Source organism: Gemmatimonadaceae bacterium (genome assembly GCA_016720905.1).
Lineage (GTDB): Bacteria > Gemmatimonadota > Gemmatimonadetes > Gemmatimonadales > Gemmatimonadaceae > Gemmatimonas.
Map to the genome: position 1 here is coordinate 74,091 of JADKJT010000011.1, position 23,981 is coordinate 98,071.

Below are 23,981 nucleotides of genomic sequence, written 5' to 3' on the forward strand. Positions count from 1 at the left end.
AAGCGTTGAGCGCGAGAGGGGCCAGCCGGTGAGCGTAGAACCCGGTCCTGCCCTCGCCGGCCGGCCCCTCTGGCGCTCAACGCTTCCGCTGCTCACCCCTCCAGCCCCTCTGCGCTCACACCTCAGCGGTGATAGGCCTTCGTGTCGCCCGTCCGCCCATTCGTCACCGTAAATGATCCATCGGCCTTCGCGGATAGCTTGATCCACGCACTGGTGCTTTCGTCGACGTTGACAACACGCGCGTCGGGCATGTTCAACACGCCGGGCATCAGCGAGCGATGCAGCTGCCACGTGTCAATCGCCGGCAACTGATGCAGCGTGGCCATTGTCTGGGCGCTGCCGCCCTTGAGCGGACCGTTGTTGATGACGGCCACGAGCGGGTTCACCGCCTTGAACATCGCGGCATCGGCGGCATCAAGACCTCCATGATGCGCAACCAGGTAGACATCGGACTCGCCGACGAGATTGCGCGGACAGGTCAACGCGAAAAGCGGTGGGCCGGTGAGGTCGCCCACATCGAGGAACCGGAACTTCCCGAAGGCGAGACGGACGCCGGTGGAGCGCGGGTTCTCGGTGTGCTCCTGCGCCGGCAATCCGGTGCCCGCGCACGACGCGTTCACGGCGCCTGCCCCCTTGAGCGGCGACGTGAGTGTCTGTCCGGCGGCCGACACGATGATGGCGTCGATGCCCTTGAGCGGCAACCGATCACCGGGTTTGGGCTGCAGATGCGTGGCACGCGCACGCCGCGTGAGATACGCGTTGTACAGCAACTGGGTGCCGGACACGGCCGCCTCGGCCTCGGGCAGCGGCGCCTCGTGGTCGATGAAGGCGCGAATGGGCAGCAACTGCGACAACTCGACCACCCCGCCAACATGGTCACCATGAAAGTGCGTGATCATCAGGTAGTCGATGCGATTGATGCCGGCATCGTGCGCGGCCGCAAGGATGCGTTGCGGATCGCGCGCCTCGGTAGGATCGCCAGGCTTGGACGCAAAGGTCCCTTCATTGGGAAATCCCGCGTCGATCAGCAACGACTCGCCGGCCGGCGTGACGATCAGCGTCGCCTGTCCGCCCTCGACGTCGATGAAGTAGATGTCGAGCGTTCTCGAGGCGGCGTTGGCCGCGGGAGGGACCGCCGCGAACAAGGACGCAAGCAGTGCGCCGCCGAGGAGTCGCTTGGTTGCGTGGAGTGCGCGATGCGTCACGGGGTGGGCCTCTCCGAATGTGCTGGCGCCGGGGAGCCGGTCGCCAGGGGACCTGCAGGCCTCAATATGCGATGAACACGGGGCATGCGCTGCGTGCCGCGCTGCCGGAGAATCCCTGACTGCTATCTGGTATACCGCATACGAGTATCAAGTGTCGCCATTCACGGCGACCCTCCCTGGAGCATTCCCAATGCCTGCCACGACCGACACGCGCCTCACCGGCGACCTCTCGCTGAACGAGATTGCCGCCATACAGCCCCGCGCCCTGGAAGTCTTCAACCGCTATGGGCTGGACAGTTGCTGCGGTGGTGCCAAGACGCTGGCACTCGTGTGCGAGAAGCACGGGCTCGTACTCGACGACGTGCTGCGCGATATCCGCGCCCTGTCATAGCCCGATCGTCGTCACGCCATAGTCACGTCATATGGATTGGTTCTCCCGCCTGTTCCTCAAGAGCGCACTCGTGTCGCTCGGCCTGGGCATTGTCATGGGCACCTGGATGGCGCTCGTCCCGGGCGCGATCATCTACCGGCCCGCGCACGTGCACCTCAACCTGCTGGGATTCGTATCCATGGTGATCTTCGGCGTCGCCTATCACGTGATTCCGCGATTCACCGGCCATCCGCTGCATAGCCCCAGAATGGCGGGCGTGCACTGGTGGAGCGCCAACGTCGGCCTGGTGTTGCTGGTTGGCGGATTCCTGTGTGCGCCGCATGTGCCAGCGGCTTCGCGCGTCGTCCTTGGAATTGGGGCGCTGTTCGCCGCCACCGGCTCGTTCCTGTTCATTTACAATCTCTGGCGCACCATCGACGGCACCGGGCCCAAACCGCGCCAGAACAGCGGATCGGGCAGAGCGCTTCCGGTTTCCGGATAGGTCGCCGCCGGATTGGGTGTGGTTACCGACCGCGAAGCCGATCCAGCCGTTCGTCGATGTCGGACGGCAGGAACATCCCGTCACTGATGGCTGCAATCTCTTCCGCTTCGCGCCAGCGCGCTTCCAGCACGTGGAGCTCGCCCTCGAGTGCAGCGCGCTCGTCGGCTTCGTGGAGGGACATCTCCAGGGCCAACCGCTGTGCGGGGGCGATGGACTGCAGTGTGAACACTCCGCCTGTCAGCATGCGGGAATGCGCCCCTGTCACTCCAGCCACCAGCGACGCCACCGGGTCAGCAGCGCCCGACACCACAAGCTCGACGGCGTCGCGGACTTCTGCTTTGGTGGCGCCGGCCTGATTCACCGCCGGGATGATTGCGGCGAACGCTCGTCGTGCGAGATCACCAGTGAGTTCCAGACTTGTGGCATCCATGTCATCAAGGCGACCTGTCGTAAAGCTCTGCCATACTCGGCCCTTTCCGAAACGCCGCCTGTGATACACCCGGAGCGACCATGACATGAGGTCGGCATGCTGGATGAGTTCACTTCGTGCCGCATCGGCGTTCGTCAGTCGCCGTATGCGATGATCGTCTCCGCGAACAAGCACCCGGCGTTGGGCCGGAGTACCCTAACTGCGCAAGCATCCAAAAACTGTAGAGGCCCCCGCGAGTCCGACCGTCGCGGCGCTGAGCCCAAGCGCGGTTGCTCCTCCAAGGGTTGTGCCGTAGTACGCGAGTACCACGGCAACTGAGGCGCCAGTGCCGACCTGCGCTTTGATACGGCGCCTGCCAAAGACATTGCCGTAGCGCCACGCCGCAAATTCCGGCAGCATCGGCCTCCCAATGCGCACCAATTCTGTCCCTTCACGAAGCCTGGCCAGTCCCACATTGTCCGTCGCTGCACGCAACTTGGTATCGCGATAGGCGCGCTCTGCCTCCTCGATGGCCTCCCAGCGCGCGTCCAACGGCGTCAAGTTCCACCGCGAGCACCGCGGACAGACCACCCACAACCGTCCCTTCGCCGCGTCGAACGCCAATCGCCGTCCTACCGGAAAGTGCTCAATTGATTCATTGCGGCCCAAGGCGCTGTTGCAGAACAGGCAGGTGGCGTACATGGGGGGAATAGTAGCGGAAACACAGACGGGAGACGCGAGTCTCCCGTCTCCCGTCTCCAGTCTCCAGTCTCCCCTCACGGCACCGGCCGTGTCCCCCACGCCTTCCCCATCCCCGTCAACAACGCCGCATACAACTCAATACCGTCCCACAGATTCTGCACGCGCAGGTTCTCGTCGGCGGCATGCTGGTTGTCGTCGTAGTTGGCGATGGGCAACGAGATCATTGGTGCGCCCAGCACCTTCTCAAACAAGTACGTCGGACCGCTGCCACCAGTGGTTGGCGCCACCAGTGGCGATACCTTCGCACCGTCACTCAACACCCCGATGAGCGCCTTCCCGAACGGGCCGTCCATCGCCACGCGCGTGGCCGGATAGCCCCCGCCCCACTCCATGCGGGCCACACGGGCATGCGCCAACCGCATCGCGTCCGTGACGCTGTCCCTCGTCACGAAGTACCCCTGCGCACGCACGTGCGCTTCCACAATACGGCGCACGCGCGCCGGGTCCTGCGCGGGCACGAGTCGCAAATCAAACGACGCGTAGGCCTCGCTGGCGATCGTGTTGGATCCCGTTTCGCGAACGCCGCCAACGCGAATGCCGCGCACATTGAATGCGGGTGACATGATGCGCTCCGCCAGCAGCGCGTTGTTCGCTTCCGTGCGCGCGAGTCCCAACGCCACGCGCAGCGTCGAGTCATACTTTGGCAGTTGCGCAATCGCGGTGCGTTCGGCCGCTGAAATCGGTTTCACGTCGTCGTAGTAGCCGGCCACCTTGATACGCCCATCATCATCGCGCATGCTGGCAATGAGATTGGCAATCAGGGCACCGGGATTGGGCGCCCAGTTTCCGTAGTGCCCGCTGTGCATGGGACGCGTGGGCCCGAACACCGTGAGCTCCAGTCCGATCACGCCGCGCTGCCCGAACGACAGTTGCTGCCGACCGCTTTGATGCACGGGCCCATCGCAAAACAGCCATCCATCGGCCGTCAGTTGCGATTTGTAGGTGGTGAGGATCTGCTCCAGATGTTCGGAACCCGCTTCCTCTTCCCCTTCAAAGAACACCTTGAGATTCACCGACGCCGACAGCTTCGAGGCCCGCATGGCATCAATGGCCGCGAGAATGGCCATGATCGAACCCTTGTCGTCACCGGCCCCGCGTCCATAAATGCGCGCCTCGCCATTCACACGACCATTACCGGTCGGAATCGGAATCACCTTGCCACCCGACTTCACCTCGGCCGTGCGCAAGACCGGCGACCAGGGTGGCGTGCTCCACTGCTTCACGTCCACGGGCTGTCCATCGTAGTGCGCGTACAGCACCAGGGTGCGCGTGGCGCCGGGCGTTGGCAGCTCAGCGTACACCGCCGGCGGACCGCCAGGAACCGTCAACAGCCGACGATTGGTGAAGCCACGCTTGTTCAGCAGGTCCAACAGGTGATTGGCGTTGCGCCAAATGCCCACCGAGTCACTCGCCAGGTTGGGCAGCGACAGCATCTCCGCGAACTCGGTAAGAATCGCGCCCTCGTGTTGTTCCCGATACACACGTGCGGCGGAGCGCGCGGCCGCACCGGTCGGTGCGGTCGCCTGCGCATCAGCAACCGCGGCGGCCGTGGTCAACAGGAGCGCGGACGCAATCAGCAGGCGACCCGGACGTCCAAGCGCGATTTGCATGGCCTATCGCTCCAGCTTGAAGCCGGGATCGATCGCCGGTCGCTTGGGCGCATTCGCCACGAACCACCCGGTCAGATACATCCACTGCGTCATGCGCGTGAGCTTCGGATAGTCAATGGCCGACGGCTTGTCGCGTGGCGTGTGATAGTCGGGATGCAGGTTCGTGGAATACTCGATGGACGGGACGTTGAGTCTCGCATACGGCACGTGATCGCTGCGGAAGTACCAGCCTTCCGGGTGCGTGGGCCGATCCCAGATGGAATCAAGCTTGAACTTGCCCGTCAGATCGTTGGCCTTGAGCGCCATCTCCACCAGCTCACTCGAATTCCGGTGAGGCGGTTGAATACCCAGCAAGCTGGCCGAGTCAGGATGATTGCGCCCGATCATGTCACCGTTGAGCACGGCGACGATGCTGGCCAATGGCACCACCGGATGCGCGGCATGATAGCGTGAACCCAGCAGTCCGCGTTCTTCCGCGCCGTGAAACACAATCAGGATGGACCGCTTGGGCGGCTGCTTCACGAAGGCGCGCGCGGCGGCCAGTACTGCCACACTGACCGATCCGTTGTCATCGGCGCCGGCCCACACGGAGTCGCCACCGATGAAATACCGCACGCCGTCGTGATCCTGATGCGAACTGTACAGCACGTACTCGTCGCGCAACTTGGGATCGGTGCCGCGGATGATGCCCACCACATTCGTGGACGGAGTCTCGAAGCGCTCCAGACGAACATGCAGCTCGGCGTTCACCGAGGCGCCACGGAGCGTGCTCGCCATCGCGCTATGCACCAGGAACGACGGCGTCTGCGCGTTCCGTGGCGCGGCCGCCACGGCCTGCGCGGTCGGGGGCGGCGCCTGGTTGGCGAAGCGCGACGCCCCGCCAATCACGTCCTGTGTTCCGCGTTTCCGCACGATGCCCAGCGGCACCAGCGCGATATCGGCCGTGGAGTCCGCCACGATGATGATAGCTGACGCACCGCGGCGTTGCAGCCGCGCGGTCGTGGCCGTGATCGCCGCTTGCGTGTACCGCAGCTCGTAGGAATTGGTGGTGGTGCGAATTGACGCCGCGGCCGGCGCCATCATCATGGCCACCGCGATCTTTCCACGCACGTCGATGGTGCTGTCGCTGCCATCCCCAACCCACACCGTGGGCCCGGTGGCGTCGGCCATCGCCGCGCCCAGCGGCACGATGTCCTTCCACATGGTAAGCGTCTGGCCGGCAATGGTGGCCGAGCTCGACACCGTCGAGACGCGGGTGACGAGCATGTTCCACCACTGGAAGTAGCTGCCGTCCTGCCCGGCGGGCTTCACGCCAATCGTGCGCAGCTGTTCGGCCACCCACACGGAGGCCCGCATTTCGTCCACCGTGCCGGCCTCGCGGCCGCGCATGCCGTCACCGGCCATCGCGTACAGATCCCGTTTGAGATCGGCTTCGCGGATAGCAGACATGCCAACCGGTATTCCGGCGCCGGTCGACTTCGCCTTCTGTGCGCTCAGTGAGATAGGAATAAGCGCGACCGCAAGCCACGGTGCGATGCGACAACGAAGCATGTTGTGCTGATTCATGAAAACCGACTCGACGTTCAGGGAGTACAACGGGAAGCGCGACGACCTACATGCCGATGGGCTTTGGTGTCGGCGCGATGATGTTCGGAATGCTGCGGGTCTTGAGCAGGGTGTTGAGCCGCTCAAGCTCTGTCCCCAGCAAAGTATCAATGCGACGAAGTTGCTCACGCAGTTGGTCGCCGAGCAGCGTACGCACTTCCTCCTGACTATCAGTAGGACGGAAGTCGCTCGACGACACGCCGCCGCCAAGATAGCCCAGCTTGCTGATCAGCTTCGATCCAAAGCGCACACCGTCCTGGCCCTGGCCGGTCTGTCGCAGATCCACCAGGTTCATCTCGGCGTCCACCAGCTGTGCGCCCAGATCGGTGGAGGCTTTCTTGAGCGCCGCATCGTCCACCGTGCGCGCCACGGCATCAAGCTGCAAGCGTACCGACTCGATGCGGCGCACCGCGTCGGCGGCGGCATTGAGCGAGGTCCGGAGCGCCAGCAGCGCCGTAGTCTGCGCCGCAATATCGCCTTCGGTGCCACCGGTGTTGGGATCCTTGCGCACTTCCAGTTTCTGCGACTGCTCTGCCCCGCCGGCGCGCAACGTGACCGTGTACGTGCCCGGCGGCGCCAGGATACTCAACTGACTCGTTCCCGGTGCCACGCGACCTTCCGGCGGCGTCACGATGTGCGCCGCGTACATGGGACTCGTGAGCAGTCGCACCTCGGCGCTGGGCTCATACCGCAGGTCCCAGTGCACGCGATTGAGCCCCGCCGTGTTGGTGCCGGTCATCGTTCGCACCACCGTGCCCTTGGCGTCGGCAATGGTCATGGTCACGCGTCCGGCCACTGGCGCCTTGAGGTAATACGTGAGCGACGCACCATAGCGCGGATTCTGCCCGACCGTCGGATCATCGTAGGTGGACGACGGCGCCGTGATGGGACGGAACCGATACGCCGCGCGCGGTGCGAAGAAGTTCACCGGACGTGCCAGCAGCCCGGCGTTCAACTCGCGCAGCGGCGTGATGTCGTCCATGATGAAGAAGCCACGACCGTACGTGGAGATGACCAGGTCGCTGAAGTGCTCCTGCACCACAATCCCGGACACTGGCGCATGCGGCAGGTTGTTCTGCAGTGGCTGCCACGTGTCGCCATCGTCGAACGACACATAGATGGCGCTTTCCGTGCCCAGGTACAGCAGTCCACTCTTGACCGGGTCCTCCTGAATCACCTTGGCGTAACTCACCATGTTGCGCGGCAAGCCCGTGGTGATGGCGCGCCACGTGGCCCCGTAGTCGGTGGTTTTGTATACGAAGGGATCACGGTTGTTTTCCTGATGGAAGTCCACGGTGAGATACGTGGTGCCCGCCACATGACGCGACGGCACAATGCTGCGCAGCGAACCCCACGCCGGCAGATTCGGGATGTTCTTCGTGAGGTTCGTCCAGGTCACGCCGTTGTTGCGAGTCAGTTGCAACTGTCCGTCGTTGGTGCCCGCCCAGATCTCACCCTTGGTCTTCGGCGACTCGGCCAACCCGTACACCACCCCCGAGTACTCCACGCCGATATTGTCCGGCGTCAGACCGCCGGAGCTTTGCTGGCGGCTCTTGTCGTTGAGCGTGAGGTCGGGGCTGATCACCTGCCAGCTCTGCCCGCCGTCCTGCGTGCGGTGCACGAACTGACTGCCGACGTAGATGGTGTTGTGATCATGCGGCGAGATCTGCAGTGGCGCGTCCCACACAAAGCGGTACTTGTGGTCGGCGGGCACACCGTTCAACTGCTGCGGCCACACCTCCACGTTGCGGAACTGCCGGCGGTCTTCCTCGAAACGCACGACAATTCCGCCCACCATGCCGGAGCCCGACGCGGTGGACCAGATCAGCTTGGAGTTGGTGGGATCGGGCGTGGCCCACCCGCTTTCTCCGCCGCCTACCGAATGCCACATCGCCCGTGGAATGATCCCGCCGCCACCACCACCTTCCAGGCGACTGTTGCTGGGACCACGGTACGACGGCTCGTCCTGCTTGTTGCCGAGCACGTTGTACGGAATCTCGTTGTCTACGGTGACGTGATAGATCTGCGCGTTGCCGAGTCGTTGGCGAAACCAGGTCTTGCCGCGATTGGTGGAGATGGACAACCCCTGATCATGGGCGACAATCATGCGCGCGCCGTTCGTCGGATCAATCCACATGTCGTGGTGATCGCCACCCGGTGCGTCACCGCGGGTGAGGGTCGTCAGCGTGCGTCCACCGTCAATGGACTTGGCGAACGACGCGGTCAGGAAATACAGTTCGTTCTCGTTGTCCGAATTGACCACGGTGCGCGAGTAGTAGTGCGCGCGTCCCATGGCATTGCGGTCGGCGCTGATCATGGCCCAGTTCTCGCCGCCGTCATCAGAACGCCACAGCTGGCCGCTTTCCGTGGCCTCGCCGTTCCACGGCACCCCGTCGCCGGTTTCGATCATGGCATAGATGCGATCAGGATTGGACGGCGCGATAGCCAGCGCCACCTTGCCCACCGGTTTGGTCGGCAAGCCGTGTCCCGTCAGCCGCTTCCACGTGACACCACCGTCGCGCGACATGAACAGGCCGCTGCCGGGTCCACCGCTGGTGCGTCCCCAGGTATGAATCTCGATCTGCCACATGCCGGCAAACAGCACGCGCGGATTGCGCGGGTCCATCGCCAGGTCCGAGCAACCCGTCTTCTCATCGACGAACAGCGTCTTCGTCCACGTCGCACCGCCATCGGTGGAGCGGAACACCCCGCGTTCGGGCTGCGGGCCATATGCGGTCCCGAGTGCGCACGCATACACGATCTCGGGATTGGTGGGATGGATGACCATGCGTGCCACGCGGCCGGTCTTCTCCAATCCCATCAACGACCAGTTCTTCCCCGCGTCGAGGGACTTGTACACGCCCTGACCAATGGAGATGTGACTGCGGATGTGGGCCTCACCCGTTCCCGCCCACACCACGTTCGCGTCACTTCTCGCCACGGCGAGTGAGCCGATGGACTGCACGGGCTGATCGTCGAAAATCGCATCCCAGTGCACGCCGCCGTCGGTGGTCTTGTAGACGCCACCCGATGCGGACCCCACGTAGAAGGTGGAGGGATCACCGGGGATCCCCACCGCCGACGTGAAGCGATTGCCCTCGGGGCCGATGTAACGCCACGGGAGCGTGCGGTAGATGTCGGGGGCGATGACCGGCGCGGCGGCCGGGCGCGCTGCAGGGGTTGCCTGCGCCCGGGCCGTCGCGGCGTGCTGATGTGCGACCATCGTGGCAGCGGCCAGCACGAGCACCTCGAATCGCAATCGAGGAACACGAGGGATGTGAATCATCGAATCACTCTCCGTTGCTTCATGTCATAGCGATCGCCAGCGTTGAGCACGAGGTATGGCTTCTCACCGGCCGGCTGCGGATGGGACGTATCGTGAATCGCCACCTGCGCCTTGCCCATCACTTCAAACTGGTCACCGGTGACCACAATGGCCGTAGCTTCACTCAGCCCGATGCCCAGCAGATTCGGAAATTTCCCCATCACTTCCTGCAGATCGTTCCAGCGATTGCGCGTGTTGATATGCTGATCGATGGCCGACCGGCGCAGGAAGCGAAACGCCTGCTGATGCTCGGGCTCCGGCGCCATCATCAGTTGTGCGCCGGCAATGGCGCCGCGCACCAGATAGTCGCCCTGAATGGTGGCACCCGCCGAACTGCCCCCGATCACCCCGCCGCGGGCCAACACATCATGGAAGGCCTTATAGGTGCGTGTATTCGCGTATGAGTCTACAATGTTCCACTGGCGGCCCCCACAAACCACACCGCCCTTGCATCACGAAGCATCGACGCGAACTCGTCGGTGTCGGCGACTTTGGGATCGGCGGTGTGCAGCATGTGCAGATTCGTGAGACCGTACTTCTTCCACGAAGCCAAGACCGGCGCTTCCTCGTATACGATCGGTGTGCCGTCAGGCTTGCGATTGCCGCCCGCGGTGGGGACGATGATGATCTTGGCGCTCGGGCCGCCGGCCAACGCGATGAACTTCTCGATGATGCCGGAGCTGTCCAGTTGTCCGCCGCCCACGATCAGCAGGGTGCCTTTCGCCGGTCCGTACTCGGGGGCCGGCTGGGCGATCGCTCGAGAAACGAGTCCGGCGGCCATGACGAGGGTGGCCAGGGCGCAATAGAACGTCTGGTGCGTCGTCCGGCGGGTGGGTGAAAGGATTTTTGTCATGAAGGAAATTCTGGCACCTTCTCGCCTTTGGCGACAGGCATCTACAGAATTGGGAGTCCGTTCTTTCCCGTCCCCGCGCTCCGAGTTGTCCGATGCCCTCGTTCCGTCTTCTGGTACGCGCCACGCTGTTCGCGGTCCTGACCCTGACGGGTACCCGACCCGCCGTGCTGGCGGCCCAGCCGCGCATCACCACCCCCAAGGAGGCACTCGGCGCAAACTTTGGCGACGACTATTTCCTTGCCAATTACACCCAGCTGTCCGGCTACTGGCGGACGCTGGAGAAGGAATCCGACCGCCTGAAGCTGGTGGAGATCGGCAAGACCGCCGAGGGTCGTCCGCACCTGATGGCCATTGTCACGTCGCCGGACAACCACAAGCGACTGGCCCGGCTCAAGGACATCTCCTCGCGCCTCGCGCACGCCGAAGGACTCACCGACGATCAGGCGCGCGCGCTGGCGAAGGAAGGGCGCACGGTGGTGTGGATTGACGGCGGCCTGCACGCCACGGAAACGCTGGGCGCACAGCAGCTGGGTGAGATGGTATACCAGATGGTCAGTCGCACCGACGAGGAAACCCTGCGCTTCCTCGACGACTGCGTGATCCTGTTTGTGCATGCCAATCCCGATGGCAACGAGTTGGTGGCCAACTGGTACATGCGCAACAGCGTGCCCACCGAGCGCACGCTCGCCAATCTGCCGCGCTTGTATCAGAAGTATATCGGGCATGACAACAACCGCGACTTCTTTGCCAGCACGCAGGTGGAAACCGAGAACATGAATCGCGTGATGTTCCGCGACTGGTATCCACAGCTACTGTACAACCATCATCAGAGCGGGCCGGCCGGCACGGTGGTGTACTCACCGCCGCTGCGCGACCCGTACAACTTCAACCTGCATCCGGCGTTGATCCTCGGGCTGCAGTCATTGGGCGCGGCGATGCACACGCGCCTCGTGGTGGAGAACAAGCCCGGCGCGACCATGCGCTCGGGCGGTCCGTACGACGGCTGGTGGAACGGTGGATTGCGCAACACCGCGACGTTCCACAACACCATCGCCATGCTGACCGAGATGATCGGCAGCCCCACGCCCATGCGCATTCCGTTCGTCGCGGCGCGACAGGTGCCCGGTGGCGACCTGGCCATGCCCATCGCCCCGCAGGAATGGCACTTGCGTCAGTCGGTGGACTATTCCGTGTCGCTCAATCGCGCCGTGCTGGACTACGCGTCGCGTCTGCGCGAGAACACCCTGTACAACTTCTATTCAATGGGCAAAACCTCCATCGAGCGCGGCAATCGCGATACCTGGACAGCCAACCCACGAAGGATTTCCGAGGTGACGGGGCAACCCATCTTCACCTCTGGTGGCGCCGTGACCGCGGGCGGCACGGGTGCGGGCGGGCGCGGTGGGGCGGCACCGCCCAATGACGCCGATATCTGGGCAAGGATTCGCGCCCCGGAGCTGCGCGATCCCCGTGGGTTCATCATTCCGTCCAATCAGCGCGACTTCCCCACTGCCGTGAAGTTCGTCAACGCGTTGCTGGAAACCGGCATCACGGTGCAACGGGCCACGCGTGAGTTCACGGTGGCCGGCAAGAGCTATCCGGCGGGGTCCTATGTGGTGCCGACGGCACAGGCATTTCGCCCGCACGTGATCGACATGTTCGAACCGCAGCGACATCCCGATGTATTCCCGTATCCAGGATCGCCGCCAACGCCGCCGTACGACAACGCCGGATGGACATTGGCGTTTCAGATGGGCGTGGAGTTCGATCGTATTCTCGAATCATTCAGTGGGCAGTTCGAGCCGGTCACTGAATGGAATGCCAAGCCGCCCGCGGGTTCGGTAATCGCCACCAGCGGCGCGTCAGGATTCCTGATTTCGAATCGCACCATCGATACATTCCGTGCGGCCAATCAGCTGATGGCGGGTGGTGACGATGTGTCTCGATTGACGTCGTCGCTCACCGGGAACGGCCATGAGTACCCGGCGGGTTCGTTGTATATCCGGGCGCGTCCAACCACCCGTGCCAGGATCGCATCAATTGCGACAGCATTGGGCGTGAACTTTGAAGGTGTCCGGACCAGCGTGCCCAAAGATGCGCGCAAGCTGAACGCAGCGCGCGTTGGCCTGTGGGACGTGTACGGCGGCTCCATGCCGTCCGGGTGGACCCGTTGGATACTGGAGCAGTTTGATTTCCCGTTTGCCCGCGTGTTTGCCCCCGCGCTCGACGCCGGGTCGCTCAACGCCAGCTACGACCTGCTCGTGTTCCCCACGGGAGCCATTCCCGGCGAGCGCGGCGGCCGTGGCGGCGGCGGTGGCGGATTGGCCGAAGCCATGCCGGCCAATCTGCCGGCGGAGTTCGCGGGACAGCCTGGGCGTATCACGCCCGACCGCACCATCCCGAAGCTGCGCGAGTTTGTGGAGAACGGCGGAACGATCGTCGCCATTGGCTCGTCAGCGGCCAATCTGGCGGCGGCGTTCAAATTGCCCATCGAGAACAAGCTTGCGGAAAACGGCACGCCGTTGCCGCGCACCAAATTCTATGTGCCGGGTTCATTGCTTACCGCGCGCGTGGACATCAGCAATCCGTATGCACAGGGCGTGACCGAGCGCGTGGACATGTTCTTTGACGACAGTCCGGCGTTCGCGCTTGGCCCCCAGGCCGCTGCCGCCGGGGTCACGCGCATTGCCTGGTTCGATAGCAAGGCCTCGCTGCACAGCGGCTGGGCCTGGGGCCAGGAGTATCTGGAGAACGGCGCGGCCGCGGTGGAAGCGAAAATCGGCAAGGGTCGCGTGCTGTTGTTCGGGCCGGAAATCCTGCAGCGCGCGCAACCGCACGGCACGTTCAGATTTCTGTTCAACACGATTCAGTTGAGCGGGAAGTAGCCCTCGACCAGCACGCTATTTCCGCAGCCACACCGTGTGACGACAGCCTGGCCCGCTGCCCATGGCCGCGATCGTCGGGTTGTTCATGAGACTCGTTTTCGCACTGCGCGCGCGGGGCGCGTCGTAGACTTCCAGCAATTCAATATCTTCCGCCGAGATAGACCACAGCGGGGCTTGCTGGGGACCGCCGTTGATGAGCGCGCATCCGTCGGCGTCACCGTCCCGAATCGGTCTCGCCAGAAACCGCTGCGCGGCTTCACGCGCGTCGGGAATGTTCAGCCGCGCCAGGCTCTCGCGCGTGTACAACTTGGATCCCACCGGACCCCGACGAATCAGTCGCTGTTCAAGATCAAACAAATGCATCGCCTCCATCGGATTCGTTTGCTCGGAGCGGGGCGCCATCCATGCCGCAATCCGGCGACCTTCCTTCTCCGGCACCGTCACACCAATCATCTGGCGACCGAACCCGTCCCGTTCGAGACGCACCATGTAGTTCCCAGGCTTGACGGGCAGAAAGAACTCGCCGGTGGAGTCTGTAACCGTTGAACCGGCGCCACTGCCCAGCACCCGCACTGTGACTCCGGCCATCGCGCGAAAGCTCGTATCGCCAATCACGCCGCTGAGCCCTCCGCGCGAGGCGTTGGTGATCATGGACGGGAGCGCAAACGACACGCGCACCATCTCGATGATCGCCGCACCACCATCTGCGCCCACGGTAACCTTGCCCGTGCCGCTGATGTAGCCAATCGCTCGCGCCCCAACCGTGTAGGCGCCCGCCTTCACACTGTCAAAGCGAAACGCACCATTGTCACGCACAGTAACCTGGCGCTTGAGTTCGACGATGTAGACGGTGGCGGTGGGGATGGGTACGCCAGCCGAGTCAACGACCAGACCGCTGAGGGTGTTCGGACCGGCGGGCCGGGGGGCGACCACTTGTGCACTCGCCGTGGTGCTCAAGCAGCACAGGCCCAGCAGCACGATCCTGCCAGGCGCGCCCGTCAATGACGGAGCCACGCCACCACGGAAACACCGCACGCGCTTTGATCCCTTGGTGAAGTGGGTGTCATGCTGGTGCTGGTGGAAAACTTCTGCGGGTTTCCATTCAGGCTGGTCACCGTGCGACGTGCCGGGCGCGCGGTATAGAGCTCCACGAATTCCACATCCCCTGCCGACAATTGCCAGACCGGCAACGTCTTCGGACCACCATCAATAAGCACGGGGCAATCGGGATCGACCAGCTTCATGGCCGCCATGTTCACCACCTGTCGAATCTCCGATATCCCCTGTTTGGCCATGTCCTCACGCGTGTAGTACTTGGACCACACGGGACTGGCGCGCATGAGACGCTGCGACATCTCGAACACGTTGGCGCCCTCAAGGGGATTGGGCCGGCCTTGGCGTGGGATCATCCAGGCGGCAATCTTGCGGCCTTCGTGCTCTGGAATGCTTACGCCGACGCGTTGGGTGCTGAATCCATCGCGCTTGAGCTCCACCATGTAGCGTCCGGGCTTGAGCGGCAGGAAAAAGGCGCCCGCCGAATCGGTGAAGGTATGCGCCTCGTTGCCAATCACGCGAACCACCACATCGGACATGGCGCCGTACGCCGAGTCGCCAACCACTCCGCTCAGTCCCGTGCGTTCAGCGGTCGTCACCATCGACGGCAGCGAGAACCCGATGCGAATCATCCGGATATTCACGGTGCCGCCATCGTCGCCAACCACCACACGATACGATCTCGCCACGTAGCCCAGACGGCGCGCCCCCACGTCGTACGTGCCAGGCTTCAACTTTTCGAACAAGAACGATCCGTCACCATTGGTGCGCACGCGCCGCTTGAGTGACGAGATGTACACATCGGCTTCGGCGATGAAGTTGCCCAGGGAGTCCGTAACCACGCCAGACAGCGAGTTGGGGCCTGGCGCGCGGAGCGCAATGGACTGCGCCTCGACGGTTGAACACACCGACGAGGCGCAGAACATCACCAGGCCAACCATCGAGGCAACGCCCCGGTCAATTCTCATGACTGGACGGTTGCCCCGATTCTGCGGCCTGTCAAGAACGTTACCGCTCTCGCGGTGTGGGCCGAGCCGCGATGCTGCGGGAAATCTCCTGCCAGCGTCCCACCAGGCGGATGAAATCGGCGCGATAGCCCTCCGCATCGTCATCGGCAGCGCCGCGTGCCAACGACAGCACATCGGCGGCGGTCGCGGAGCCCTTGTATTCGGAATCCCGCAGCAGCATGCCAAACGCCGCCACCGAGGACGCAAAGCGCAGGTCGTCCGATGCGCGATCGCGCACGGTCGCGGCGCGCACGGCCTTGGTGATCAAGCGACTGGTGGATTCGCCGGGACGCTTGTAGCGCAGGCTCACGTGCAACAGCTCGTCGGCGTCGGCGTCCGCGCCGCGCGTCGGTTCCGTCTCCGTGGCATATCGCAGCGGATCACTCTCGCGAACCTTCACGGTGCCCCTCACACCCACCGGCACCACCTCGTACAACGCCGTCACCGAATGTCCCGCCCCCATGTCACCGGCATCCTTCTTGTCGTCACGGAAATCCTCATCGCGCAACATCCGGTCTTCATAGCCGATCAAACGATAGGCAGCCACACGGGCCGGATTGAATTCGATCTGCAGCTTCACGTCATTGGCCACGGTGAACAGCGTGCCGCCCATTTCCTTCACCAACACCTTGTTGGCCTCACCAATCTCGTCGATGTAGGCGTAGTTGCCGTTCCCGATCTTCGCGATCTTTTCCATCTTCGCGTCCTGGTAGTTCCCGGTGCCAAACCCCAGCACGGTCAGGTACGTGCCCTCGGCGCGCCGGCTTTCAATCAGACGTTCCATGGCGGCGTCGCTGCTGGGACCCACGTTGAAGTCGCCATCGGTGGCCAGAATCACGCGGTTGTTCCCGCCGCGCTCGAAGTGCTCGCGCGCTGTGCGATAGGCCAGCTCCAGTCCTGCGCCACCAGCCGTCGAGCCGCCCGCTTCGAGGCGATCGATGGCTTCCATGATGCGCGACTTCTCGTCGCCGGACGTGCTGGGAAGCACCAGGCCGGCGGAGCCGGCGTACACCACCAGCGCCACGCGATCCTGCGGTCGCAACTGCTCCACCAACAATCGCAGCGACTGCTTGACCAGCGGCAGCTTGTCCGGGCTCTGCATGGAGCCTGACACATCAATAAGGAACACCAGATTGCTGGGCGGGAGTTTATCCGTTTCGATACGACGGGCCTGCAATGCCACCCGCACCAGCTGGTGCTTTGGCTGCCACGGCGCCGGCATCGCTTCCGTGGTGATCGCCACCGGGGCATCACCCGTGGGCTGTGCCAGTCGATACGGGAAGTAGTTCACCAGCTCTTCGATGCGCACCGCGTCCGCCGGCGGCACCTGGCCCTGCGTGATGTAGCGGCGCACGTTGCCGTATGAGGCGCGATCCACGTCCACCGAAAACGTCGAGCGCGGATTGCCCCGCACACCGCGGAAGGGGTTGTCGGTGATGCGATCGTACTGTTCGCGGTTCCAGTCCACGGAACGCGACGAGTCCATCACGCTTCGCGGACGACGATCTTCGAACCGCCGATCCGATTCCTGCGCATTCATCGCGCGTTGACGCATCCCCACACCACCCACGGCCGCCGGACTTGGCATGCTTTTGGCGACGCCGCCGGCGACGCCGCGGCCGACGGACATCGCGTCGGTCATCTCTGCTGAGGCCAACGCCTGATTGGTTGCCTGTAGCGCCGCGTCAACGCGGATCGTGTCGGAGGACGCGGTCACCGTTGTCCTCCACGGCGCGTAACCCAACGTGCGCACGAGGATGGTCAACGTCGCGCCGCGAGGGACCTTGGACAGCGATACTGCATATCGACCATCCGCAGTACTCTGCGCGGACGCCCCCAAAGTACCGGCGGCCGTGACAGCAACGGACACCCCGTTGAGCCCGCGTTGGGTGGCGGCATCGCGTATCGTGCCGAGCACCACAATAGGCTGGCGTTTGGTGACGACGTCGCGAGGTCCTGCGTGCGATGTCATCGGTCGCCAGGCCGCGAGCATGGTCACACCGGCGACGATCAGACAGGTGATCCGGGCGATGCGAACCCGACGCATGTGGTGATACGGCGACCGGGGCGCGGCGTGTTGTCGACTATTCGACATGGGAGTCTCCGAGAGAGGAAGCAGCAGACAGTGGACGTGCTTACTCTCTGGAGACGCCGCTCACTTCACGGCTTGCACATCATCGCATCCGCGGGGGCAAGCCGAATGCGATGTTCACTCATCGCACCCTCGCGTACCTGGGTCGCGGTGCCTTCCCAGAACTGTCCGCGCAGGGAGAGACGCAACGTCAATCGCGCATCATTCGTTATGGCCGTCGCGGTCACCGACCCGCGCGCATCCCGTTCCCAAAGTGACAACGTGCGCTCCGTGGGCGAAGGCCATCCGACCAATGCCGCCGATACGGGCGATGACGAGAGGAAATCGTCCGACTGGATGGCTCGGGGAAACGAACCGACCGGTCGCGTCGAGCGTGAGGGGCCGTTCGCCAGCACCTCCCAGCAGATCGCTCCCGGTCGTGCCACCTCCTGCCTGACCGGAGCAGCCTCAGACGCCACGACCACAGCGCCAGGGGCTTGATTCGCTTCCCGGAGTGTCACGCGAGTACGCGTCGTGTCCATGCTTCGTGTGCTCAAGGCCAGACTCGACGTCGTGTAGCCCAACCGACGTACCTGCAGCGTCGCGGTGTCTGCGGGCGCGCGCAGATCGAACTCGCCTCGGGCATTGGTCGTAGTACCAATGGTCGTGCCTGAAATGATGACGGCGGCCCCGGCCAGCGGTGTATTCCGCGGATCCACAACGACACCTGAAACCATCCCGCCACCCAACTGATCACGCACCGCGCTCTTGGCCACGCCCCCCGCGACACCTCGCCCGCCTACGCCACCGACCGCCACTGGCGGTTGCACCGATGGCACTGCATTCGACGCCGTCGACAGTGGTGGAGATGCCGGCGCATACGCGCGTGCTGGCATCGCGGCGACCTCTGTCGCCACGTTGACGCGTCGCTCGCGCAACGCCGGATCCGTTTCCGCGGTGACCGGCTTGTCCCGCGCCCGATCGCGCAACGCCACCGGTGGCAATGAGGGCGACGCACGGTTCGCCGTCGCCGCATCCATCGCCGCTGGCGCGGCCGCTTCCACCCTGCGTTCCGTCACCACGGGCGCCGATACACCCGCCGCCTGAGGAGCGGACGAACGCATGCGCGTTGAATCAGCGACTACGGGCATCGCCACCTCGTTGCCCAGCCCTGACCATACATAGGCGCCTCCACCAACAGTGATCAGCAGCGCTGCCGCCGCGCGGAAAGCCGTTTGTCCATACCACGCGCGACGCGATCGCGCTGACACAACGTCCACCCGCGTGTGATCCGCCGCGGCCGCGACGATGCGCGACGCCGTCCGCGCCACATCCTCGCGCGACACGACATCCGCGGGCACCGCATCAAGACCACGCACCACGCGCGACGCCCCGGCGATAAACCCGCGTGCCTCGGCGACCTGACCCTGACACACGGAACAGGTGCTGACATGCGCCTCCACGGTCGCGGAGGCAGGCACATTGAACGCGCCGTCGATCCACGCATGAATGGTGCCCTCATCCACGTGCCCGTCCCCCGTGAACGTCGGCACCAGTTCGGCGGCGGCCGCGTCATCGCGCGGGGTGATCATCTCATCATCATGAGCCGACACGGGCCCCTCCGGTTTCGTGGCCATGCTGTTCCTGCTGCAGCGCCTCGTACACCTCCACCAGCCGCCGACGTGCGCGCGACAGCGTCGTGCCCACCGAACCCACGGACAATCCCAGCGCCGCCGCGATCTCGTGATAGTCCAACCCTTCCTCCTTCATCAACAGCGCCACGCGGTCCTTTTCAGCCAACGCATCCACCGCGCGCCGAGCCAGTGCCGCTTCCTGCATGCGCTCCAGCGACGTCGGCTCCGGTTCGTCTACACGATCGGCCTGTTCGGCCCGCAGCAACTCGAGATGTCGTCGCTGACGTGAGTCCCGTCGCGCTTCATCGCGCACCAGATTCGTGGCCACCGCAAACAGCCACGACCGTTCGCTGGTGACCGGGCCATGTCGCATGGCGCGCACAAACGTCTCCGACGCCAACTCCTCGGCCAGGTCACGGTCACCAAGCCGACGAGTCAGATAGCGTACCAGAGGCGCGTGATAGGTGCGGAACAGCCGATCGAGATCGTCCATCGCCGGGAATGACGTGATACGGCGCCGCCCGGAGGGGCGTGCGGTCGGTGATACGGAACCTGGTGCTCTGAGGGGAGACGCGCGAGCCTGGCGGACTTGCACATGAGACCCTTGCTGGCGGGCGGCGGGTGCCCCAACGTCCGGCGAGCCTGCGTCACCGTCCCCTTGTCCGCCCTCGCCATGACGTCCCTTACGAATCGTCGCCCCGCCGTGCCACCCCTGGGTGTGGCCCTGCTCCTGCTAGTCGCCACCGGCAGCGCCGCGCTCGCCCAGGCCGCGGGCGGTGCCTCCACCACGCTCGCCCCCGCCGATCTGGCCGGACTGCGACTGCGCAGCATTGGCCCCGCCTCCATGAGCGGCCGGGTGATCGACATGGATGTGGTCGAATCCAACCCCTACACGTGGTATGTCGGTGGGGCCACCGGCGGAGTCTGGCGCACCCGAGACAACGGTGTCACGTGGGAATCGCTGTTTGATGCGATGCCGGTGCACTCGGTCGGCGACATCGCCGTGTTCCAGCCGAATCCGAATATCGTGTGGGTTGGCACCGGTGATCGCGCCAATCGGCAAAGTGTCAGCTGGGGCGACGGCGTGTACAAATCCACCGACGCCGGCAAGACGTGGACCAACATGGGTCTGCGCACCAGCAAGCACATCGGGCGAATCGTGTTGCATCCCTCCAATCCCGATGTCGCGTACGTCGCAGCACAGGGGTCGGTGTGGGGACCCGGCGGCGACCGCGGCCTGTATCGCACACTCGATGGCGGACGCACCTGGAGCCGCACGCTGCCCGTGGACGACGAAACCGGCGCCACCGACGTGGCGATTGATGGCGCCGATCCGCGCATTCTGTATGCGGCCACGTATCAGCGGCGCCGGAGCGCCTTTGGCTTTGACGGTGGCGGTCCCGGCAGCGCCCTCTGGAAAAGCACCGATGCCGGCGGAACCTGGACCAAGCTCACCGGCAACGGATTGCCCAGCGGCGAGTATGGTCGCATCGGCATCGCCATCTATCGCAAGAACACCAGCACGGTGGTGGTGAGCATCGAACAAGGCGCGCGCTACAATGCGTCCACGGCGTACATCCAGCGCAAGGCGGGGCTCTATCGCAGCGACGACAAGGGCGCCACGTGGACCTTCCTGTCCGACTGGAACCCGCGGCCGATGTACGCCAGTCAACCCGTCATCGATCCCAACGACGACACTCGCATCTACATGCTGAATGCGTACTCGTTCAGCGACGACGGCGGCAAGACGTTCACCGCGCCGCGCACCAGCACGCATGGCGACGATCGATTTGTGTGGGTGGACCCGAAGGACGGTCGTCACGTCGTGAAGCTTGACGATGGCGGCATCGGCATCAGTTACGATCGTGGCAACAAGTTCCTGTATGTGTCGTCGTTGCCGCTGTCGCAGTTCTATCGCGTAGCGCTGGACAACGCGATGCCATTCAACGTGTACGGCGGGTTGCAGGACAACGGCTGCTGGACCGGGCCGAGTGCCAGCTGGAATACCAACGGCATCCTGAACGAGCATTGGTCGCGCTTGTGCGGCGGCGACGGTTTCTGGGCGGTACCCGATCTCAAGCGTCCGGGCGTGGTGTACTCCGGATCGCAGTTCCTTGGTCTGCAGCGCAACAACACGATGACCTGGGAGGCGCAGGACATCCGCCCCGGCGATCCACAGGGGCATATCTCGGGACGCCGCAACTGGGACACCTGGGGTAAGCCTGGTGCCTCGCAGGTGCTGGGCAATGCCATGCATCCGGCCAACTGGGATTCGCCCATTGTCGTGTCACCGCACGATACCGGCACCCTGTATGTGGGTATGCAGCACCTGTTCCGGTCGCGTGATCGCGGCATGACGTGGACGGACTTGGGCGACATGACCACTGGTGTCGACCGGTCAACGCTGCCGTTGATGGGGCGCCAACCCGGCGAGAATACGTTGTCCATCGACGACGGCGTACCCTACTTCCCGGGCATCGTGTCCCTTGCCGAATCGCCGCGACGCAAAGGCCTGCTGTTCGCGGGATCGGATGACGGGCGATTCAGCGTGTCGCGCGACGGCGGCGCCACATGGTTGAGCGTCCAATCACGATTCCCCGGGCTCCCTGCCGGTTCGTGGTTTGCCGGCGTGGAACCGTCGCATCACGCCGACGGCACGGCGTATGTGACCGTTGACAACCACCGCAGCAACGACTTCCGCAACTACGTGTTCATGACGAAAGATTTCGGGCAGTCGTGGACGTCGATCGTTGGCGACCTTCCCGACGAGCGCGTGGCGCGCACCATTCGCGAAGATCTGCGAAATCCCAACCTGCTGTACCTCGCCACGGAATTCGGCGTGTTCATTTCGCCCAATCGGGGTACGCAGTGGATTCCGCTGCGCAACAACATGCCCACGATGCCGTTCAACGACATCGCCATTCACCCGCGTGACAATGCGCTTGTGCTGGCATCGCACGCGCGCGGCATCTGGATTCTCGACCAGGCCAACGCGCTGCAGGAGCTCACACCACTGGTGATGGCCAAGCCGTCGCACCTGTTCACCATGCAGCCGGCGTATCAAATTCGCACCACCAATCTGCGACCGCACACCGGTGACATGATTTTTCGCGGGGAGAACCCCGCGACTGGCGCACTGGTGGACTTTTGGATGGCACAGCCTGAAGGCAACGCCACGCTCACCGTGCTCGACTCGACGGGCGCGGTGGTGCAGGCGCTCAAGCCAACCGTGGCGCGCGGCATCAATCGCGTGGTATGGAATCTGCGCTACGCCGACCTCCCGCTGCGCGGCGGCGGCGGCGAAGACGACGACGCGGGTCCGCGCAACAGCACACCGGGACCCTTAGTCATGCCGGGCACGTACACCCTCCGATTGGTTGCCGGCGGCGAAACCACCACGCAGCGCGTGGTCGTCCGCGACGATCCACGCGTGACCATTTCGCGCGCCGATCGCCGCGCCTGGACAGACTTCCAGCGGCAAATCGCCGCGCTCGTGACGGCGTTCGCGCCAACCGCTGATCGCGCCCGTCGCGCCACCGGTCGCGATGCGCAGACCATTGATCTCAAGCGACAGGCGCAGGAACTGATGTCCCGCATCTCGACGTTGTACGGCGCGAGCGGGCGATGGACCGGTCGCCCGACCGCCGATCAACGTACGCAGCTCGCCTACTATCGGCAGATGGCCAAGACACTCGATGCTGCCCCGTTCTGAGCCCGGCAAGCTCGACGTCTCCCGTCTCCCATCTCCCGTCTCCCGTCTGCATCCCCCCTTGCCCCTCCACTGCTGGTCGTCCGCTGCCTACGCCATCCCCCTCCCCGACGGCCATCGGTTTCCGATGGCCAAGTACGCACTCCTTCGCGAAGGGGTGCTGACCGCTGGCCTGCTTCCCCCGGAGCGATTGCATAGTCCATCCCGAGTTGTGCATGATGATCTGCTGCGGGTCCACACGGCAGCGTACATCGATCACGTCACCAACGGGACGCTGTCGCCGCTGGAACAACGCCGCATCGGATTGCCCTGGTCACCGGCGTTTGTCGAGCGCGCCTGGCGCGTGGTGCGCGGAACCGTCGAGGCGGCCGAAGCGGCGCTTGAGCATGGGGTGGCCATGAATCTTGCCGGCGGAACCCATCATGCGTTCCCGGATCGCGGCGAGGGCTTCTGCACGTTCAACGACGTGGCGGTTGCCGTTCGTCGATTGCAGCACCATGGGCGAATTCGTCGGGCGGTGATCATCGACCTCGATGTGCATCAGGGGAACGGCACCCACGCCTGCTTCGCTGGAGACCCTTCGGTGTACACGTTCAGCATGCACGGGGCGAAGAACTTCCCGTTTCACAAGGTGGCCGGCACCCTGGATGTCGACCTCGATGACGGGACGGGTGACGAGGTTTATCTCGAGACGCTGGCCACCCACCTCCCGCGCGTGCTCCACTCGGCACGGGCCGATCTGGTCGTGTACCTTGCAGGGGCCGACCCGCACGAAAACGATCGACTGGGTCGCCTCAACCTGACGTTCGACGGATTGCGTCGTCGAGACGCCATGGTGTTGCAGGCCTGCCGGGACATCGGACTTCCCGTCTGCATCACGATCGCCGGCGGGTATGGCCGTGACGTACGCGAGACGGTCGCTGTTCATCTTGGTACGGTAGCGGTCGCCACCACGTTTACTCTCGCCATTTGAGGCCCAGT

General features: G+C 64.3%; 18 protein-coding genes. 5 read left to right on the forward strand and 13 right to left on the reverse strand.

The genetic code is table 11. From position 1 onward, the window contains the following. Positions 1-122: 122 nt before the first annotated feature. Positions 123-1,205, reverse strand: a complete 1,083-nt coding sequence (locus IPP90_10875) for an MBL fold metallo-hydrolase (GenBank protein MBL0171215.1) — start codon at positions 1,203-1,205, stop codon at positions 123-125. Between the two features lie 190 nt (positions 1,206-1,395). On the opposite strand from IPP90_10875, the gene IPP90_10880 reads away from it, so the two are divergent. Both IPP90_10880 and IPP90_10885 read left to right on the forward strand, forming a co-directional pair. After that, positions 1,396-1,596: a DUF542 domain-containing protein gene (locus IPP90_10880; protein ID MBL0171216.1), complete on the forward strand. Its 201-nt coding sequence runs from the start codon at positions 1,396-1,398 to the stop codon at positions 1,594-1,596. Between the two features lie 31 nt (positions 1,597-1,627). Beyond that, positions 1,628-2,077 carry a cbb3-type cytochrome c oxidase subunit I gene (locus tag IPP90_10885; protein MBL0171217.1) on the forward strand — a complete coding sequence of 150 codons (450 nt, stop codon included), beginning with the start codon at positions 1,628-1,630 and terminating at the stop codon, positions 2,075-2,077. 22 nt (positions 2,078-2,099) lie between these two features. On the opposite strand, the gene IPP90_10890 is transcribed toward IPP90_10885, so the two are convergent. The 7 genes from IPP90_10890 to IPP90_10920 form a co-directional block, all read right to left on the reverse strand. After that, the gene (locus IPP90_10890) at positions 2,100-2,681 is read right to left on the reverse strand and encodes a hypothetical protein (GenBank protein ID MBL0171218.1); all 582 of its coding nucleotides are present in this window, start codon (positions 2,679-2,681) and stop codon (positions 2,100-2,102) included. Positions 2,682-2,702: 21 nt separating this feature from the next. Next, positions 2,703-3,188, reverse strand: coding sequence for a hypothetical protein (locus IPP90_10895; protein ID MBL0171219.1), 486 nt, complete (start codon positions 3,186-3,188; stop codon positions 2,703-2,705). Between the two features lie 74 nt (positions 3,189-3,262). Then, entirely contained in the window at positions 3,263-4,858 is a 1,596-nt protein-coding gene (locus tag IPP90_10900) for a M20/M25/M40 family metallo-hydrolase (GenBank protein ID MBL0171220.1), read from the reverse strand. 3 nt (positions 4,859-4,861) lie between these two features. After that, positions 4,862-6,307, reverse strand: a complete 1,446-nt coding sequence (locus IPP90_10905; GenBank protein MBL0171221.1) for a M28 family peptidase — start codon at positions 6,305-6,307, stop codon at positions 4,862-4,864. Positions 6,308-6,470: 163 nt separating this feature from the next. Beyond that, positions 6,471-9,749 carry a sialidase gene (locus IPP90_10910; protein ID MBL0171222.1) on the reverse strand — a complete coding sequence of 1,093 codons (3,279 nt, stop codon included), beginning with the start codon at positions 9,747-9,749 and terminating at the stop codon, positions 6,471-6,473. Further along, positions 9,746-10,228, reverse strand: coding sequence for a cyanophycinase (locus IPP90_10915; protein MBL0171223.1), 483 nt, complete (start codon positions 10,226-10,228; stop codon positions 9,746-9,748). The genes IPP90_10910 and IPP90_10915 overlap by 4 nt, the downstream gene beginning before the upstream one ends. Further along, positions 10,195-10,641, reverse strand: coding sequence for a hypothetical protein (locus IPP90_10920; GenBank protein MBL0171224.1), 447 nt, complete (start codon positions 10,639-10,641; stop codon positions 10,195-10,197). Before IPP90_10920 ends, IPP90_10915 begins: the two co-directional genes overlap by 34 nt. Positions 10,642-10,733: 92 nt before the next feature. Here IPP90_10920 and IPP90_10925 point away from each other — a divergent pair, with 92 nt between their 5' ends. Further along, entirely contained in the window at positions 10,734-13,526 is a 2,793-nt protein-coding gene (locus IPP90_10925) for a peptidase (GenBank protein ID MBL0171225.1), read from the forward strand. Between the two features lie 15 nt (positions 13,527-13,541). Here the strand turns inward: IPP90_10925 and IPP90_10930 are convergent, their stop codons facing one another. The 5 genes from IPP90_10930 to IPP90_10950 all read right to left on the reverse strand — a co-directional run bounded on the left by IPP90_10930 (position 13,542) and on the right by IPP90_10950 (position 19,784). Continuing rightward, on the reverse strand, positions 13,542-14,540 hold the full coding sequence (locus IPP90_10930; GenBank protein ID MBL0171226.1) for a carboxypeptidase regulatory-like domain-containing protein: 999 nt from the start codon (positions 14,538-14,540) through the stop codon (positions 13,542-13,544). Next, entirely contained in the window at positions 14,525-15,547 is a 1,023-nt protein-coding gene (locus IPP90_10935) for a carboxypeptidase regulatory-like domain-containing protein (GenBank protein ID MBL0171227.1), read from the reverse strand. The genes IPP90_10930 and IPP90_10935 overlap by 16 nt, the downstream gene beginning before the upstream one ends. Positions 15,548-15,587: 40 nt before the next feature. Then, positions 15,588-17,558 (reverse strand): von Willebrand factor type A domain-containing protein, encoded by a 1,971-nt coding sequence (locus IPP90_10940; GenBank protein MBL0171228.1) that lies wholly within the window; start codon positions 17,556-17,558, stop codon positions 15,588-15,590. Positions 17,559-17,746: 188 nt separating this feature from the next. After that, on the reverse strand, positions 17,747-19,270 hold the full coding sequence (locus IPP90_10945; GenBank protein ID MBL0171229.1) for a carboxypeptidase-like regulatory domain-containing protein: 1,524 nt from the start codon (positions 19,268-19,270) through the stop codon (positions 17,747-17,749). Continuing rightward, positions 19,257-19,784, reverse strand: coding sequence for a sigma-70 family RNA polymerase sigma factor (locus tag IPP90_10950; protein ID MBL0171230.1), 528 nt, complete (start codon positions 19,782-19,784; stop codon positions 19,257-19,259). Before IPP90_10950 ends, IPP90_10945 begins: the two co-directional genes overlap by 14 nt. Before the next feature lie 180 nt (positions 19,785-19,964). Between IPP90_10950 and IPP90_10955 the strand changes: the two genes are divergently transcribed. Both IPP90_10955 and IPP90_10960 read left to right on the forward strand, forming a co-directional pair. After that, positions 19,965-23,003 carry an exo-alpha-sialidase gene (locus IPP90_10955; GenBank protein MBL0171231.1) on the forward strand — a complete coding sequence of 1,013 codons (3,039 nt, stop codon included), beginning with the start codon at positions 19,965-19,967 and terminating at the stop codon, positions 23,001-23,003. Further along, positions 22,987-23,973 carry a histone deacetylase gene (locus IPP90_10960; GenBank protein MBL0171232.1) on the forward strand — a complete coding sequence of 329 codons (987 nt, stop codon included), beginning with the start codon at positions 22,987-22,989 and terminating at the stop codon, positions 23,971-23,973. Before IPP90_10955 ends, IPP90_10960 begins: the two co-directional genes overlap by 17 nt. Positions 23,974-23,981: the final 8 nt, after the last annotated feature.